A 16,103-nucleotide genomic window follows, 5' to 3' on the forward strand; every position below is an offset into this window, starting at 1 on the left:
TTAACTGGAGTAATAATGCCAAAACGTACCGACATAAAAAGCATTCTTATCTTAGGCGCAGGCCCAATTGTTATTGGTCAAGCTTGTGAATTTGACTACTCTGGTGCACAAGCGTGTAAAGCACTTAGAGAAGAAGGCTATAGAGTTATTCTTGTTAACTCAAACCCAGCAACGATTATGACCGACCCAGAAATGGCTGATGCAACATACATCGAACCAATTCACTGGGAAGTAGTAGAAAAAATCATCGAAAAAGAAAAGCCAGATGCAGTTCTGCCTACAATGGGCGGCCAAACAGCATTAAACTGTGCACTTGATTTAGACAAGCACGGTGTATTGGCTAAGCATGGCGTTGAGTTAATTGGCGCAACAGCTGATGCAATAGACAAAGCCGAAAACCGCGAACGCTTTGACACTGCAATGAAAAATATTGGTCTTGAGTGTCCTCGTGCAGAGATAGCACACTCAATGGAAGAAGCTAAAGATACAATGAGCCGCATAGGCTTACCGTGTATCATTCGTCCTTCTTTCACCATGGGTGGCACCGGTGGCGGTGTTGCTTACAACATGGAAGAGTTTGAAGAAATTTGTGAGCGTGGTTTAGACCTGTCACCTACTAACGAATTACTAATTGATGAATCACTGATTGGTTGGAAAGAGTACGAAACAGAAGTTGTTCGTGACAAAAAAGACAACTGTATTATTGTTTGTACTATTGAAAACTTTGACCCAATGGGCGTGCACACAGGTGATTCAATTACTGTTGCACCAGCGCAAACGTTAACCGACAAAGAATACCAAATTATGCGTAATGCCTCTATGGCAGTACTGCGTGAAATTGGTGTTGAAACCGGTGGCTCTAACGTACAATTTGGTATTAACCCTAAAGATGGCCGTATGGTTATCATTGAGATGAACCCACGTGTATCACGCTCATCGGCTCTAGCCTCTAAAGCAACGGGTTTCCCAATTGCTAAAATTGCAGCAAAACTTGCAGTAGGCTACACGCTTGACGAACTTCAAAACGATATCACTGGCGGTAAAACACCAGCGTCTTTTGAGCCTTCAATTGATTACGTTGTAACTAAAATACCTCGCTTTAACTTTGAGAAATTTGCCGGTGCTAACGACCGTTTAACAACGCAAATGAAATCAGTAGGCGAAGTAATGGCAATTGGTCGTAACCAACAAGAGTCATTACACAAAGCATTACGTGGCCTTGAAGTAGGTGCAACGGGTTTTAACCCAATTGTTGCACTTGATGACCCTAAGGCAAAAGAAAAAATCATCCGTGAATTACGTGAGCCAGGCGCTGAGCGTATTTGGTATATTGCAGATGCAATGCGTCATGGTATGAGCGTTGAAGATGTTTACGAGCTAACTAAAGTTAACCGCTGGTTCTTGGTTCAAATTGAAGACATTTTAAAAGATGAGGCAAGAATCGCTGAAGGCGGAATGGCTGGCCTTAATGCAGATTTTTTACGCAAGCTTAAGCGTAAAGGCTTTGCCGACCCGCGTATTGCTGAAATTGCGGGTGTGTCAGAAGCTGAAATTCGTAAAAAACGTCATCAACTAAATATTGTGCCAGTGTACAAGCGTGTAGATACGTGTGCTGCAGAATTTAGTTCAGACACCGCTTACATGTATTCATCATACGATGAAGAGTGTGAAGCTAACCCAACAGACAAAGATAAAATCATGGTTATTGGTGGCGGTCCTAACCGTATCGGCCAAGGTATTGAATTTGATTACTGTTGTGTACATGCTGCGCTTGCACTTCGTGACGACGGTTACGAAACCATCATGGTTAACTGTAACCCTGAAACTGTATCTACCGATTACGATACATCTGACCGACTTTACTTTGAGCCAATTACCCTTGAAGACGTGCTTGAAATTGTACGTGTTGAAAAGCCAAAGGGTGTTATTGTTCAATACGGTGGACAAACACCACTTAAACTAGCCCGTGAGCTAGAGGCCAATGGCGTGCCAGTCATTGGTACTTCGCCAGATGCAATTGACCGTGCAGAAGACCGTGAGCGTTTCCAACAACTTGTTGAGCGTTTAGATTTACTACAGCCAGAAAACGCAACGGTTACATCAACTGAAGAAGCTATTTTAAAATCAGCTGAAATTGGTTTCCCGCTGGTTGTTCGTCCATCATATGTATTAGGTGGCCGTGCAATGGAAATTGTATACGACGAAGACGATTTACGTCGTTACATGACCGAAGCAGTTCAAGCCTCAAATGAAGCGCCTGTTTTATTAGACCACTTCCTAGATAACGCAATTGAAGTTGACGTTGACGCAATATGTGACGGCGAGCAAGTAATCATTGGCGGTATTATGGAACACATTGAGCAAGCCGGTGTTCACTCTGGTGACTCTGCCTGTTCATTACCAGCACATTCTTTATCGCAAGAAGTGCAAGATGTAATGCGCAAGCAAGTAACCGATATGGCTCTTGAACTAGGTGTTGTAGGCTTAATGAATACACAGTTTGCAGTAAAAGATGGCAAAGTGTATTTAATTGAAGTCAACCCACGTGCTGCGCGTACGGTTCCATTTGTATCTAAAGCCACCGGCGTTGCACTTGCAAAAGTAGCTGCACGTTGTATGGCGGGCCAATCTTTAGCGAGCCAAGGGATTACTAAAGAAATTATCCCTCCTTACTACAGCGTTAAAGAAGTGGTTTTACCGTTTGCTAAGTTCCAAGGTGTAGACCCTATCCGTGGCCCTGAAATGCGCTCAACAGGTGAAGTAATGGGTGTTGGTGATACTTTCGCCGAAGCATTCGCAAAAGCACAATTAGGTGCAAGCAATACTTTACCACGCGGTGGTCGCGCGTTATTATCTGTTCGTAATAGCGATAAGTCACGTATTGTTGAATTAGCTAAAATCATGACTGAGTTAGGTTTTGAATTAGACGCAACAGGTGGCACAGCCAAAGCGCTTGAAGAAGCGGGTATTAACGTTCGTCGCGTGAACAAAGTTTACGAAGGTCGTCCACATATTCTTGATTACATTAAGAATAAAGAATACAGCTATATCGTTAATACCACCGAAGGTCGCCAAGCGATCGAAGATTCGAAGGTGTTACGTCGTGGTGCATTGCAAAATAAAACCAACTATACGACTACCTTGAACGCGGCATTCGCTAACTGTACTGCTAACAAAGCAGATGACCGCAGTAAAGTGGCGTCAGTTCAAGAGCTACACCTGCGATTGAACTAAGGAAATGTACCAAGGCCTAATTAGGCCTTGGTGTTAAGTGAGAAAATATGCAAACAATTCCGATGACAGTTCGTGGCGCAGATTTACTGCGTAAAGAGCTTAACGAATTAAAAACAGTTACCCGTCCTAAAATCATCGCTGATATTGCTGATGCGCGTGAACACGGTGACTTAAAAGAAAACGCTGAGTACCACGCTGCGCGTGAGCAACAGGGTTTTTGTGAAGGTCGTATTCAAGAAATTGAAGCTAAACTTTCAAATGTTCAAATAATCGACGTAACTAAAATGCCTAACACAGGCAAGGTTATTTTTGGCACCACAGTAACTATTGTTAATGTAGAAACTGATGCCGAAGTTAAATACCAAATAGTTGGCGATGATGAGGCAGATATTAAAAATAACTTAATCTCTGTTAACTCACCTATAGCTCGTGGTTTGATTGGTAAGCAAATGGATGATGCAGTCACCATTAAAACACCAAAGGGCGACGTTGAATACGAAATCATTGAAGTTGAGTACCTTTAATATATCCTCACTTTAGCGTTTACATAAAAGCCGATGTAATTACATCGGTTTTTTTATGCCTTTAATAATCTCGACTTTGTTTACTTTATTGGGTACGTTAGGTTGACTATACCCTAATGATTGAGAGTACTGATGTCCTTAATTAATTTTCCTGAGCCACTTAAACCTAATGATAATATTGCAATTTGTGCGTTTTCTTCAGGTGTTGATAAGCACTTTCAAACACGATTAGACACCGTGCTAAATGGTTTAAAATCGCAAGGGTATAAAGTCATCGAAGGTAACAGCGTAAGGCAAAATATCAGCGCTAAAGAGCAAGCTTTAGAGCTAATGCAATTTCTTATTGACGATAATATTGCTGCAATAATGCCACCATGGGGTGGAGAGCTTGCCCTAGACGTTTTGCAATATATTGACTTTAACATAGTGAAAACGGCTAAACCCAAGTGGTTAGTGGGGTTCTCTGATGTTAGTACATTAGCGTGTGTGCTCACTTCTCGTTGTGGTTGGGCAACTCTTCATACTGCAAACTTAATGCAGCTACATCCACATGAAACTGATCACAATTGTGTAAATGTTTTTCACGCTTTAGGACTCTCAAAAGGCGAGCAATTTGAACAAGTCCCTTCAACATCATACCAAACTAAGTTAATTGATTATGCAAGCGAACCTAATGCGTTGTTCGAACTTACTGAGCCTTCGCAATGGCGATGTTTAAATTACAAAGATGCGCGTAAATTAGAAATAACGGGCCGACTTTTTGGTGGTTGTTTAGATACGCTTAGCTTATTGCTTGGCTCGCCTTACCTTGATTTACATCGCTTTAAACAAGAGTATGCACCAGAGGGTCTTGTGCTCTTTCTAGAAAACGCAGAGTTAAGCCCAACAGCCGTAGCACGAAGTCTCATTGCATTAAAACTAAATGGCGTACTCACTGATGTAAACGGTATTATACTTGGCCGCAGTGCCGTTATTAATAGCCCACACAAGCAGATTGATTATTACCAAGCAATAGAATTAGCACTTGGTAAATGTATTTTCCCAGTCCTGTTTGATGCCGATATAGGGCATATTGCACCTAACCTAAACTTAATTAATGGGGCACGTTGCACAATTGACGCAGAGATAAATGAAGGCAAAGTGATTGAGGCATTGCTAAGCACTAAGCTGTGTTAATTATAAAGTCGCTCTTATTGGTGGCTAATCATATAAAAGTAATGGATAAATTAAGCTCTTTAATTTATTTTAGTTAATCATTAGTTTTTATACGTATTGTATATTTGAAAAGGAATCGCTAAGTTGAAAATTACGGACGCTCATTATAAAAACGGCTTTGCTTTTATTGCCGTTGTTATGTTTATCGCTTTTTTTATAATTTGGTATGTAAACAATGAAATTGAAGCTTCTTTTTTGCTGTTATTTTTTGCATGCTTATCGTTTAGGTATCGATTTACCGATGAATATAAAGCTAAACATTCCCCACATAATCTAATCAAGAGAAGCGCCGGCACTATAAAAATCACAAAGCCAAATTTGAGTCGCTTTAAGTTTATATCAGATCAAGAGTCGATCGAGGTTAAGCGAATTTCTATTGTTAATATAAGTGATAATTGGTTATCAATAATTATTGACGGAAACGGCAATGGTTACGATTTTCAACTTTTAGGCTCAAAAGATGAAATTTATCAACAATTTAACTTACTGCTAAATTCAGATGAAAAAGAGAACATTGATATTAACTACGTGTAATTTATTGAGCGCTTAATACCCCGCTTGATGGTAAAAGCGATAGGGCATGTTGACCTTAATGGCTTGAGTTTATTTAATTTAGTGGACGTGGAATAACTGCGCTATGTGTGCAGCCGAGCGGGCTAAGCAAAAGTCGAGCCATGCCTAAGCGTCCAGCTTACGCCTTTAGCCTAATTTATACAGACAACAAATAGTAAATGGCTCTTAGCAAGGACAACCCTTAAAGTTTATTAGTCTCTAAAGTCGCTTTTAAAAGTAAGTTAATAAGCTCTGCTGCACCTAAATAACAACAGGAAAACAATGAAAATAGATGACATCAGAGTGTTTGTGCCATGTAAAAACTATCAACAATCGTGTGCATTTTATCAGGCGCTGGGCTTTAATGTTGAGCAGGCATCAGCTGATTTAAGTATTGCAACATCAGGTGAATGCAGCCTTTTTTTACAGCGTTACTACAACCAAGAATTTTCTGAAAATTTAATGCTGCAAGTGTGCGTTTTAAACATAAACGAAGCTTTTAACACTATTAGTAAGTTAACTCACTTTGATATTCGCTTTGAAGGGATAAAACAAGAGCCGTGGGGTAAAGTGATTTATTTATGGGGACCTTCGGGCGAGCTTTTGCACATAACTGAATTTAATTAAAAAGGAATAATAATGAAAAAAAGTACATTTTTCGTCATGTTGATGGTTTTTTTACTGACCTCATGTAGTGCGCTTGTGAGTAATAATGCAGGTAAAAATACGCGTTCTAGCAGTTTGGTTGACTTTCTTTATCCAAACGAAGATAGCCGTGCTGCGTATAAACCAGAAATCCCAGTGTTAAAATTACCTGTTACAGTGGGCATTTCATTTGTGCCTTCTAAAGATTGGCGAGCAAACGCAATTGAAAGCCAAAATGAGGTAGAGTTGCTCGAAAGAGTTAAAAAATCGTTTTTGCAGTACGATTACATTGACCGCATAGAAGTAATTCCAAGTACGTACCTTAAAGGTGGGGAAGGGTTTTCAGCGCTTGAACAAGTAGGGCGACTATACGATGTAGACGTAATGGCATTGGTTTCTTACGATCAAGTAACGCAAACCTATGAAAATAACGCCGCATTATTGTATTGGACGATTGTAGGTATGTATGTGATTCCGGGTAATGAAAATACGATTCAAACTTTTGTCGACACTGCTGTTTTTGATATAAAAAGTAAAAAAATGCTTTTTAGAGCACCAGGCATCAGCAAACTTGAAAAAAGAACCACCGCTATTGGTATTGACGAAACGCTCAATGAAAAGTCACTTGAAGGGTTTAATTTAGCGGTTACCGATATGAGCCTAAATTTAGATGCGGAATTAGCACGCTTTAAAACGCGGGTTAAAGAAGAAAAAATAGCAAAAATAGAGAATAAAGATGGCTCAAGCAGTGCCGGGACGTTTAGTGTGTTTATTCTGGTTTTTATGTCGCTACTTGTTTTAAAGCGCAGATATGTAAATAACTAAACATCTATATAACTAAGTCGCTAAATAATTAAATTTAAAACGCCACATTATTCAACTTATGCGGCGTTTTTTATGGTGTTTAGCTTAATTTTTCATTAAAAAACGCTAAGGTACGCTGCCAAGCAAGCTCTGCTTTTTGCTCATCATAACGCCCAGTAGAGTCGTTATGAAAACCATGATTAGCACCTTCGTACATGTGCATAGTGTACTCAACATTGTTAGCTTTTAAGCTTTTTTCATACTCAGGCCATGTGGCGTTAACGCGTTTATCAAGTTCACCTAATTGAATCATTAAAGAGGCTTTTATATTTTTGTGTAAGCTTTCACTTGCAGGTGTGCCATAAAAGGGCACGCCCGCGCTGAGTAAGTCACTATCAACTGCGGCTAAGTAGTTAACAATATAACCCCCAAAACAAAAGCCTACGGCGCCTAATTTGCCGTTGCTGCTAGGGTGGGCTTTTAAAAAGTGAGCGGCGGCTACAAAGTCGTTTTGAATTTTAGCTCTGTCCATCGTGCGTTGCATTGCACGCCCCTCATCATCATTACCCGGATAGCCACCAAGCGGGAAAAGTGCGTCGGGAGCAAAAGCAATAAAACCTTTTTTGGCTAAGCGCCTTGCTACGTCTTTTATGTAAGGGTTTAAACCACGGTTTTCGTGAATAACTAATACAACCGGCAGTTTACCTTCAATTTTGCTAGGCACCGCTAAATAACCTTTACCCTTACCATGCCCGTTTGGCGAATCAAATTCCTCGTAGGTGGCTTTAATATCGTCATCGTTAAACGAGACTTGCTCTGCAAGTGCATAGTTAGGTAAAAGCGCGCTGGTGAGCACACTCATTGAAATCCCCAGTGCTGCAAGGCCACCTAGCTTTTTCATAAAAGTGCGGCGGTCCATTAAACCATGGGCATATTCGTCGTACCAATCAAACGCTTCTTGAGGAATGTGATTTATTTGAGGTGAATTCATGGTTTTCCCTAACTGTTATGTTTTTTAATATTAAGTACCTAAACGTATCGGGTATAAAAAACGAGCACTAATATTACTATTTAGTGTATTTTTGCCGTTAACTATTAATAAGCAGAGAGGTTATGATCAACCCCCATCATAAAATCTAATCCTACAAAGGCAAACGCTACAACAATGGCACCCAATAACATTAAATTACGGTTATTTTTTCTGTATCCAACAATGGTTAGTACTGCAAATATGATAAATAAAATAAGTTGAAATGTACCCATGGTTAATCCTTTAAGAAAGTAAACTGAGAGTCAAAATACCAGTGAAAAGGGGAAGTTAGCAAATAATTGAAGGTTATTTTTAACTATAAATAAAAAGCTCGGCATGTTGCCGAGCTTTTTTGGTTGGGGTTTTACTTAATTAGCTATTGGTCGTTGTTGGTTGGCCATCGACAATAGGGTGTTTACCACGCCACTTACGAATCATTCGTTTTGTATCTTCAAGTGCGACATACTGACACGGTATAAGAATAAGCGTAATGACGGTGGCAAATAGCACACCAAAGGCGAGTGATACTGCCATAGGTATTACAATTTGTGCCTGTAAACTCGTTTCCATAATAATAGGTAACACGCCAATAAAGGTGGTCACTGAGGTTAGCAATATAGCTCTAAAACGACGAGCTCCCGCTTGCATAACCGCTTCTTTTATAGGTACACCTTCAGCACGCGCTTTATTTACAAAATCAACCATAACGAGAGAGTCGTTAACTACAATACCGGCTACTGCAATGATGCCAAACATTGAAAGACCGCTCATGGTCATTCCTAATACCATATGCCCAAACATTGCACCGACCACACCAAATGGAATAACCGACATAATGATCAATGGTTGTGAGTATGAGCGAAGCGGAATGGCTAATAATGCAAATATAATCATTAGTGAAATTGCAAAATCACGTAATTGCTCATCAGCGCTTTCCATTTCCTCTTGCACTCGACCAGCGACATTACTGGTAACACCTGGGTAATTTTGTAAAAGGGTTGGTAAATACTCGTCAGTGATTTCTTTTACAATGGCAAAAGGTTCAACTTTATCAGTATTAATGGCTGCCCATACATTAACTGTTCTGTTTGCGTTTTCACGGCGGATTCTGTTTACACCATCTACAATGTTGATTTGTGCAACTTCACTTAACGGCACTTCAACACCTGTTGGCGTGATAATACGTGTGCTGTGTATGTTACTAATAGAGTTACGTTCGTTTTCAGGGTAGCGGATCATCACTCTGATCTCTTCGCCTTCACGTAAAATACGTTGTGCTTCTAAACCGTAGTAACTAAAGCTAACTTGCGATGCCACATCTGCAAGGGTTAATCCCATACTGTATGCAAGTGGTTTTAAATCAAGTTGTACTTCATCCGTAGCGCTTTGTAGTGAGTCGTTAACATCGCCTACGCCTTCCATGCTTTGTAATTTAGTTTTTAATAACGCGGCAACTTCTTTTAGTTTGTCGGTATCTTTACCTTGCAGTCTAAAACTTACATCGCCGTCATCTCGTCCGCCGCCAAATAAGTTGTCTTCAATAGTTAGCGTTTTAACGCCCGGCAGTGGTGGCATTTTTTCACGCCATAATGAGCTTAGTGTGAAGGTATCGATAGGGCGTTTATCAGGCTCAATAAGCACAGCCATTAATTGCGCAGTGGTACGGCCACGAAGGCTTACCGAAAGGTCACGTATCATTTTTTGACCGTATTGTGCTTCAAGCTCTTCATCTACACTAAGAAGTACCGCTTCAATTTTTTTAGCTGTTTCAAGTGTTGCTTGCTCTGATGATTCAAGATTCATTTCTACTACCACACGCGGAAAGTCATGTTGTATTTTAGGGTTTGGTACAAATTTAACTAAACCGCCTGCAAACATGCCTGCGCTCATAATTAAAATACATATAAACCCAATAATTACGGTATAGCGATAATGAATACAGTGCCCTATAAACGGTGTGTAGTAATTTTGAACAAACGATTTAAGGCCTTTATCAACAACCATACGCACCTTGTGCAATGGGTTTTTAGGATTAGGTTTACGTGGGTTCATTGCGGCAATATGAGCCGGTAAAATAAGTTTTGATTCAATTAACGAAAAAATCAAACACAGGATAATAACAACACCAATCGCTTTAGAAAATGCTGCGCCGGGCCCTGATGCCATAGCTTGCGGTAAAAAAGCAGCAATGGTGGTGAGTACGCCAAATGTAGCGGGCATTGCAACACGTTTAACACCACGGATTACGTTATCGAGTGAGTGGCCGTGTTTTTCTATTTCGGCACTGGCCGATTCGCCCACAACAATTGCATCGTCCACCACAATACCGAGTACAATAATAAAGGCAAACAGCGACACCATGTTTATGGTGATGTCTAAAAAGCCGATTGGCATGAACAAAAAGGCACCCAAAAAAGAAACCGGTAAACCCATCATTACCCAAAATGCTAATCTAAGCGGTAAAAATAATGCCAATACCAGCATAACTAAAACACCACCCCATACCATGTTATCGATCATCATATCGAGACGACCTTGCAGGTAGTAGGTTAAATCAACCATAGGGGTTAGTTTTACGCCTTGTGGTAATTTAGATTCTTTTTCGGCCATGTAATTTTTAAGTACTTTGGCAACGTCGGTAATGTCTTGATCTTTAGATGCTGCAATATCAAACATTAACGAATTTTTACCATTGTATTTTGAATATAATAAGCCTTCTTCAAAACCATCGTTAATGGTGGCTACATCGCCTAAATATATTTGTGCGCCATCAGCGAGGGTAATTAAAGGCAGCTGCTCAAACTCATTGCCTTTATAAGCTTGTTTTTCAACACGCATAGAAATATACCCGTTATCTGAACGGATTTGGCCAGCCGACATATTAGTTGAAAAGTTTCTTACAGCGTTTGATACATCTCTAAAAGTAAGGCCGTATTCACGCAGTTTGTCGGGGCTAATCTCAATGCCTATTTCATAATTTAAGCCGCTAAAAAAACTAACTAAATTAACGCCAGGTAAAGCGAGTAATTCATCTTCTAAATCGGTACCTAGTTCTTTTAGTTGGGCATAAGTCATATCCCCATATAGCGCAATAAACATCACTTCTTGTTGAAACTTATCGCGCTGAATAATTGGCCTTTCCATACCTGCTGGAAACGAGTTAATAGAATCTACTTGGGCTTTTATCTCGTCTAAAGCTTCTTGAAGGTCGTATTTTTCTTCAATTTCAATCCATGCTTGTGCGTAGCCGCGATTAGAGTAGGTTATAAAGCGTTTAATGCCCTCTAATCCTTCTAGGTTTTCTTCAATTTTTATTGTAATGCCTTCTTCAACCTCTTGTGGCGCGGCGCCAGGGTAAACGGCTTGAACACTTACCCAGTTACTTTCAAATTGCGGAAATGCTTGCTTACGAATTGTTAAGGCTGTTAGTAAACCGCCAACCAGAATAAAAATCATGATTAAATTTGCTGCAACAGGGTTGCGAGCAAACCAGGCAATTAAGCCCTTTTCAGAGGTGCTCATAAAGTGTCCTCTTTAAGCGCAAGCTGTGTTACTTCACCTTGTTTGTCATCTTCATCTGTTTTAACAGCCATTCCTTCGCTTGGGTATTCTAGTGCTGAGGTAATCAACTGTTCGCCTAGTTGTAATCCTTGATCGGCTATTACCATGCCATCTTGTTCACGTATAATATTAAGTGTTTTAAAGCTTAAGGTATTGTTCGCGTTTAAAATGGCAATTTGTTTATCTTTAACAAGGTGATGCGGGACAATAATTGCGTTATCGAGGGATCTGCCCTCAATGGTTGCATTAATGTATGAACCAAAACGTAGTGGTTTAGTGTTATCTGCGTATGGTGTGGGCAGTTGCGCAACTAAATAACTCATACGGCTTACTTGATCTATTACGCCTTCGCTACGCACAACTTCGGCTTGCCATGACGTTTGCTTGCCAGCAAATTCAGCATTAAGGGTAACAGTAGCACCAATGCCTCCATTGGCTAGATATTGCATTTCGCTATCGGCTACAGGTAAACGCACTTCTGCAATCAATGTTGAACTTAATGCGCCAAAGCTACTGCCCGGATTTACTACAGAGCCTAAGCTTATTGTACGTGCATTAATAATAGCGTCGTATGGAGCTTTTATATAAGTGCGTTCAAGGTTACGCTTTGCACGTTTAACACTGGCTTGAGCAGAGCGGTAACGCGCTAGCTTTTCGGCTAATTGTGGTTTACGTAAATAAAGCTCTGAAGCAATAGAGTCACTTGAGTCTGATTTAATACGTTCCCATTCAGCTTTTGCTACATGTGCTTGGGCGCGTTCTATTTCAAGGGCTGAGCTTGCTTGAGCAAGGCCTGCTTGCGCTTCAATAAGGTCGGCTTCGTAATCATTTGGATCAATTCGTGCTAATATGTCGCCTTGTTTTACAAATGCACCTTCAACAAATTCATCGGCTACGGAAATAACTTGGCCACTGACTTGTGCAATTAGCTCGGTACGGTCTTTAGGTTTTACAACCCCGTACGATTTTACGTCGAGTGTTATTGCGTCAATGTTGACTGTTTGTGCAGCAACCAGTGGGCGAGTATCTTGCTCTGGTTTTTCTTCAGGCGGCGTTTTCATATTTGAAAAGCCAATTGCCAGTGCAATTCCGGCAGCTAAAACTGCGATTGGAAGAACAATTTGTTTTTTAGTAGCCACAAGGCATTCCTTCATAAAAGTGGTGATAGGGCAATAATACGCAATAAAGTGTTTACAAGGCGTTTGAAGATGTAACAAAGCATTACATATGTGTATTACAAATAAATATTTGGCTCTAAAAATGAGTCGATACTGTTAAATATGTGGTTAATTTAAACTGAGGGTGTTATGAAAACAGAGCCAATGACGTGTCGATTAGGCTGCGGTGCATGCTGTATTGCGCCAAGTATTAGCTCGCCAATACCGGGTATGCCAAATGGAAAAAAGGCCGGAGAACGTTGTATTCAGCTAGATGAGAACAATTTATGTAAGTTATTTGGTGATGAGTCTCGACCAAAAGTATGCAGTGATTTTACTGCCACAGTTGATGTGTGTGGGTCAACTAATGCAGAGGCTCTAGCGCTTATCACGGAGCTTGAACAATTAACCTAGCTTACGGAGTTAATACACATATATTTACATTTAAAGCCATGGACTTCAAAATTTGCTCATAAACATTGTGTAAAGAAGCTTTAAAAATTAACGTAGTTTAATTATTTATTTACTCTGCTTAAGTAAACTAATCTGAGGTTTGATATTAAATTATGTGGCTTTATTAAAATCAAAAATAAACAAGTTGCTTTTTAATTATACCAATTCATGTTGTAAAAAATAATATTGGTTACTAATATGGGTAATTGAAGAAAGTGACTTTACTCAATAAGTCGAGGATCAATCTTTTAAGTAGTTTAGATTGAATTAAAGAATAAATTACCTATAAAAGGAAAATAATGATGAGAAATTTAACTATAGCTTTTGCTTTAGGTGTATCTTTATTAGGTTGTTCAAGTTTACCTATTACTACTGAAATTAAAGAAGATCATTTTAGGTTTGAAAATTTTAAAAGAGACATTGGGCCCAATTTAGAGTATGTACATTTAATGTGTTTTCATAAAAAGCCAGTTGGGTGGGCGGAGCCTAAACAATACCCTAGTGGCAAACAAAATTTATGGGTTAAGGCACGCGTGCTTCACGAAGATTTTTTAAATAGTGAAAAAGAAGCTTTTGTTAACTTTAACGTCGATTTAAAACCTGAAATTAGTTATATGCTAAATAGAGAAATAAATGAAAATAATATTACACTATGGATTCAAGAGGTAAATACAGGGGTTGTTGTGTCAGACGTCAAAACAGAAACATTAGAGCGCCCCTTACAAGTTGATGAAAGCCTACGCAGAAGGCAGTGTCGGACAAGTTCAATATAATTAATGAAGCTTTCAATAGTAAATTTCTATATCAGAGATCAAGTTAATTAATATTCGAAGTCAGTAAATCATTTATAAGCCACTCATGAGTAAACTAACCAGAGTGGCTATTTTTTATTACCAGCTATACGTTGCACTTAAGGTATATTGCTCACCGCGCCCGGGTGTGCCGGGTATTTCTTCAAACGATTCATCCCACACATTGTCTGCAGCTAACGTAATAAATAAATTATTAATAACGGTTGGCGTAATTTTTAGCGACACTTGCGTAAATAATGCGGTGTCTTTGCTACTGCGCAGTGCGTTTTCGTGCTGTTTACGCCACTCGTTATCAATCCTCATTTCTATTAGGTCGTTTGGTGTCCAAATTGCACCTAATGTAACACGGTGATCTGGAAAGTTTAACGCGTAAAAACTGGCGTCGATATCTGCATCACCATAGTTTTCTGACTTATTTAAGTAAGTGTAGCTTGCAATGAGCTCGGTTGTATCAAAGTACTTAGTCGCAAAAAACTCAACACCTGTAGCGTCTATGTCAACCGGATTAGCAAAGCGGGCAGAGGTAGAGTCAAAACTAAAAGTCCAATCGGTTAGATTGTTATCCTCACGGTAGAAAACTGCTGAATTAAGTTGCCAGGTTTGTTCTTGCATTAAATAACCAAGCTCTAGGTTTTTAGTCGTTTCGCGCTCAAGATTGTAATTACTTCTAAATAACCCGCCTTGCTCACTGCCACCAATAGCGGTGTAGCCTGCAACTTGGCTTGCTTGTGCGTAGGATACGTAAAGTGTTTGTTCTGAGCCATCACTGTTTTGAGTGTTTAGTGAAATATCGCCAATGAGCGATAACTCAGAGTCATCTCGATTTGTGTCGTCAAAAGCTGCACCAAGGCGAAGTGTTAATAGCTGGTTTTGTTTAAGGTCGATTTTATACTCAGGTAATACGCTCAGTTTGTAATAAGTGCGTGAGGTAAAATTATTCTCAAGGGTGGTCGACTCTATTTCATCTTCAATGTACTGCGCTGAATAATTTACTGCAAACGCGGTGTTTTGTGCATGGCTTCCTGATATTGCAATCGATTTTACTTTAGTTTCATGAAAGGCTTCAAAGGCGCTTGGATTCTCACGAGAAAATATATAATGATCGTCGTGTTTTCTGTAATAGGCCGACACCTCAAAATGGCTATTATCTGCGTAATTTTGCTGGTGGTTAAGCATGAGTAAACGGGTTTCTAGTTCTTCTGTTTCGTTTACGCCAAATGGAGTGTACATGTTTGGCCAGCCAAAAAACTTGTCTTGTGAGCCATACATTACATCGGTTTGCGAATCCGCACCTATTAACTGTATGCGCGCAGAGGCGCGGTTAAAATCGTGATCGCCGTTTTCTATTGAACCGTCACTTTGTGAATGAGAATATTCGCCCTCAAAGCCCAGTTGCCAATTTTTAGCATCATCAATTTTTGTGCTTATTCCTGCGTAAATACTGTGTAAGTTAAAGTTGTTTGTACCTGTACCAACAGAGACATTGCCGCCAGTTGTTATAGGTTTAAAACCAAACGAAATCGATCCCACTGAGCTATTTATACCGTTTAAGGCATTGTCGGCTCCGGTTAAAATGTAGGGACCCGTTAGCATTTGCGGTGCAATAGGAAGCTCCGCAACATAATGACCTGTTTGAGGGTCGAGTAGGGTCGCACTGCCGACTCTAAACCCTGTGTTTTCGAAAATACCGCCACGAATTGTTACATCAGCTTGCGCTTCTGCCATATTACGTGACTGTAAATCAACGCGTGGGTCGTATTCTAAATTAGAAACGGGGGAGTCAAAGGTGCCAACAGGTAGTTTATTTGCCGTGGCCGATGCCTCAACGGTTATTTGTTCTATTGCTGTTGCGGTGTTGCTTGTAGCTTGCGCATAAGTAAAAGTTGTAACGCTGCACAGCAGTGCAGAAAATATAAAATGCTCAGTGCGATTCATGGTGTATCTCATAATGTGTTAGGGCACTTATAAAAACTATATAAAGCGAGTGGACTAGCTTAATTTAGTCAGTGCGATTTTGTGCGCTATTGTACAGTAATTATAAAAATCTGCATTTGATAATCATTTGTATAATTAACGCGTTACAATACACATGTATTTTTAATTAACTTTATTGAGT

At 39.8% G+C, this 16,103-nt stretch carries 13 protein-coding genes; 8 read left to right on the plus strand and 5 right to left on the minus strand.

Features of this window, described 5'->3' with window-relative positions; translation table 11 throughout:
* Positions 1–15: 15 nt before the first annotated feature.
* The 6 genes from carB (at position 16) to rhlP (ending at position 6,995) form a co-directional block, all read left to right on the plus strand.
* Positions 16–3,234 carry a carbamoyl-phosphate synthase large subunit gene (gene carB, locus ACFI34_RS07215; RefSeq protein WP_006792432.1) on the plus strand — a complete coding sequence of 1,073 codons (3,219 nt, stop codon included), beginning with the start codon at positions 16–18 and terminating at the stop codon, positions 3,232–3,234.
* 47 nt (positions 3,235–3,281) lie between these two features.
* Complete coding sequence (gene greA, locus ACFI34_RS07220; RefSeq protein WP_006792433.1) at positions 3,282–3,758, plus strand: transcription elongation factor GreA; 477 nt, start codon at positions 3,282–3,284, stop codon at positions 3,756–3,758.
* A gap of 132 nt (positions 3,759–3,890) precedes the next feature.
* On the plus strand, positions 3,891–4,934 hold the full coding sequence (locus tag ACFI34_RS07225; protein ID WP_462672960.1) for a S66 family peptidase: 1,044 nt from the start codon (positions 3,891–3,893) through the stop codon (positions 4,932–4,934).
* Between the two features lie 123 nt (positions 4,935–5,057).
* On the plus strand, positions 5,058–5,507 hold the full coding sequence (locus tag ACFI34_RS07230; protein WP_462672961.1) for a hypothetical protein: 450 nt from the start codon (positions 5,058–5,060) through the stop codon (positions 5,505–5,507).
* Between the two features lie 300 nt (positions 5,508–5,807).
* The gene (locus ACFI34_RS07235) at positions 5,808–6,152 is read left to right on the plus strand and encodes a VOC family protein (RefSeq protein WP_008132086.1); all 345 of its coding nucleotides are present in this window, start codon (positions 5,808–5,810) and stop codon (positions 6,150–6,152) included.
* A 12-nt stretch (positions 6,153–6,164) separates the two neighbouring features.
* Positions 6,165–6,995 (plus strand): rhombotarget lipoprotein, encoded by an 831-nt coding sequence (gene rhlP / locus ACFI34_RS07240; RefSeq protein WP_462672962.1) that lies wholly within the window; start codon positions 6,165–6,167, stop codon positions 6,993–6,995.
* Positions 6,996–7,074: 79 nt separating this feature from the next.
* Here the strand turns inward: rhlP and ACFI34_RS07245 are convergent, their stop codons facing one another.
* From ACFI34_RS07245 to ACFI34_RS07260, 4 genes are all read right to left on the minus strand, one after another.
* A complete protein-coding gene (locus ACFI34_RS07245; protein WP_462672963.1) occupies positions 7,075–7,965 on the minus strand; it encodes a dienelactone hydrolase family protein in 891 nt (296 codons plus the stop codon).
* Between the two features lie 104 nt (positions 7,966–8,069).
* On the minus strand, positions 8,070–8,237 hold the full coding sequence (locus ACFI34_RS07250; RefSeq protein ID WP_462672964.1) for a hypothetical protein: 168 nt from the start codon (positions 8,235–8,237) through the stop codon (positions 8,070–8,072).
* A 139-nt stretch (positions 8,238–8,376) separates the two neighbouring features.
* Positions 8,377–11,526, minus strand: coding sequence for an efflux RND transporter permease subunit (locus ACFI34_RS07255; protein WP_462672965.1), 3,150 nt, complete (start codon positions 11,524–11,526; stop codon positions 8,377–8,379).
* On the minus strand, positions 11,523–12,704 hold the full coding sequence (locus ACFI34_RS07260) for an efflux RND transporter periplasmic adaptor subunit (protein ID WP_462672966.1): 1,182 nt from the start codon (positions 12,702–12,704) through the stop codon (positions 11,523–11,525). Before ACFI34_RS07260 ends, ACFI34_RS07255 begins: the two co-directional genes overlap by 4 nt.
* A gap of 168 nt (positions 12,705–12,872) precedes the next feature.
* On the opposite strand from ACFI34_RS07260, the gene ACFI34_RS07265 reads away from it, so the two are divergent.
* Both ACFI34_RS07265 and ACFI34_RS07270 read left to right on the plus strand, forming a co-directional pair.
* Positions 12,873–13,136, plus strand: a complete 264-nt coding sequence (locus ACFI34_RS07265) for a YkgJ family cysteine cluster protein (RefSeq protein ID WP_462672967.1) — start codon at positions 12,873–12,875, stop codon at positions 13,134–13,136.
* A 338-nt stretch (positions 13,137–13,474) separates the two neighbouring features.
* On the plus strand, positions 13,475–13,948 hold the full coding sequence (locus ACFI34_RS07270) for a hypothetical protein (RefSeq protein WP_462672968.1): 474 nt from the start codon (positions 13,475–13,477) through the stop codon (positions 13,946–13,948).
* A 117-nt stretch (positions 13,949–14,065) separates the two neighbouring features.
* Here ACFI34_RS07270 and ACFI34_RS07275 read toward each other — a convergent pair whose 3' ends face one another.
* Positions 14,066–15,922 (minus strand): TonB-dependent receptor plug domain-containing protein, encoded by a 1,857-nt coding sequence (locus ACFI34_RS07275; RefSeq protein WP_462672969.1) that lies wholly within the window; start codon positions 15,920–15,922, stop codon positions 14,066–14,068.
* Between the last annotated feature and the right edge of the window lie 181 nt (positions 15,923–16,103).

This window comes from Pseudoalteromonas sp. PSi26 (assembly GCF_054960575.1).

What these genes read in the sequence shown, in the direction of transcription:
- carB (WP_006792432.1), top strand. Translation starts at nt 16, where the DNA reads ATGCCAAAACGTACCGACATAAAAAGCATTCTTATCTTAGGCGCAGGC.
- greA (WP_006792433.1), top strand. Translation starts at nt 3,282, where the DNA reads ATGCAAACAATTCCGATGACAGTTCGTGGCGCAGATTTACTGCGTAAA.
- ACFI34_RS07225 (WP_462672960.1), top strand. Translation starts at nt 3,891, where the DNA reads ATGTCCTTAATTAATTTTCCTGAGCCACTTAAACCTAATGATAATATT.
- ACFI34_RS07235 (WP_008132086.1), top strand. Translation starts at nt 5,808, where the DNA reads ATGAAAATAGATGACATCAGAGTGTTTGTGCCATGTAAAAACTATCAA.
- rhlP (WP_462672962.1), top strand. Translation starts at nt 6,165, where the DNA reads ATGAAAAAAAGTACATTTTTCGTCATGTTGATGGTTTTTTTACTGACC.
- ACFI34_RS07245 (WP_462672963.1), bottom strand. Translation starts at nt 7,965, where the DNA reads ATGAATTCACCTCAAATAAATCACATTCCTCAAGAAGCGTTTGATTGG.
- ACFI34_RS07250 (WP_462672964.1), bottom strand. Translation starts at nt 8,237, where the DNA reads ATGGGTACATTTCAACTTATTTTATTTATCATATTTGCAGTACTAACC.
- ACFI34_RS07255 (WP_462672965.1), bottom strand. Translation starts at nt 11,526, where the DNA reads ATGAGCACCTCTGAAAAGGGCTTAATTGCCTGGTTTGCTCGCAACCCT.
- ACFI34_RS07265 (WP_462672967.1), top strand. Translation starts at nt 12,873, where the DNA reads ATGAAAACAGAGCCAATGACGTGTCGATTAGGCTGCGGTGCATGCTGT.
- ACFI34_RS07270 (WP_462672968.1), top strand. Translation starts at nt 13,475, where the DNA reads ATGATGAGAAATTTAACTATAGCTTTTGCTTTAGGTGTATCTTTATTA.
- ACFI34_RS07275 (WP_462672969.1), bottom strand. Translation starts at nt 15,922, where the DNA reads ATGAATCGCACTGAGCATTTTATATTTTCTGCACTGCTGTGCAGCGTT.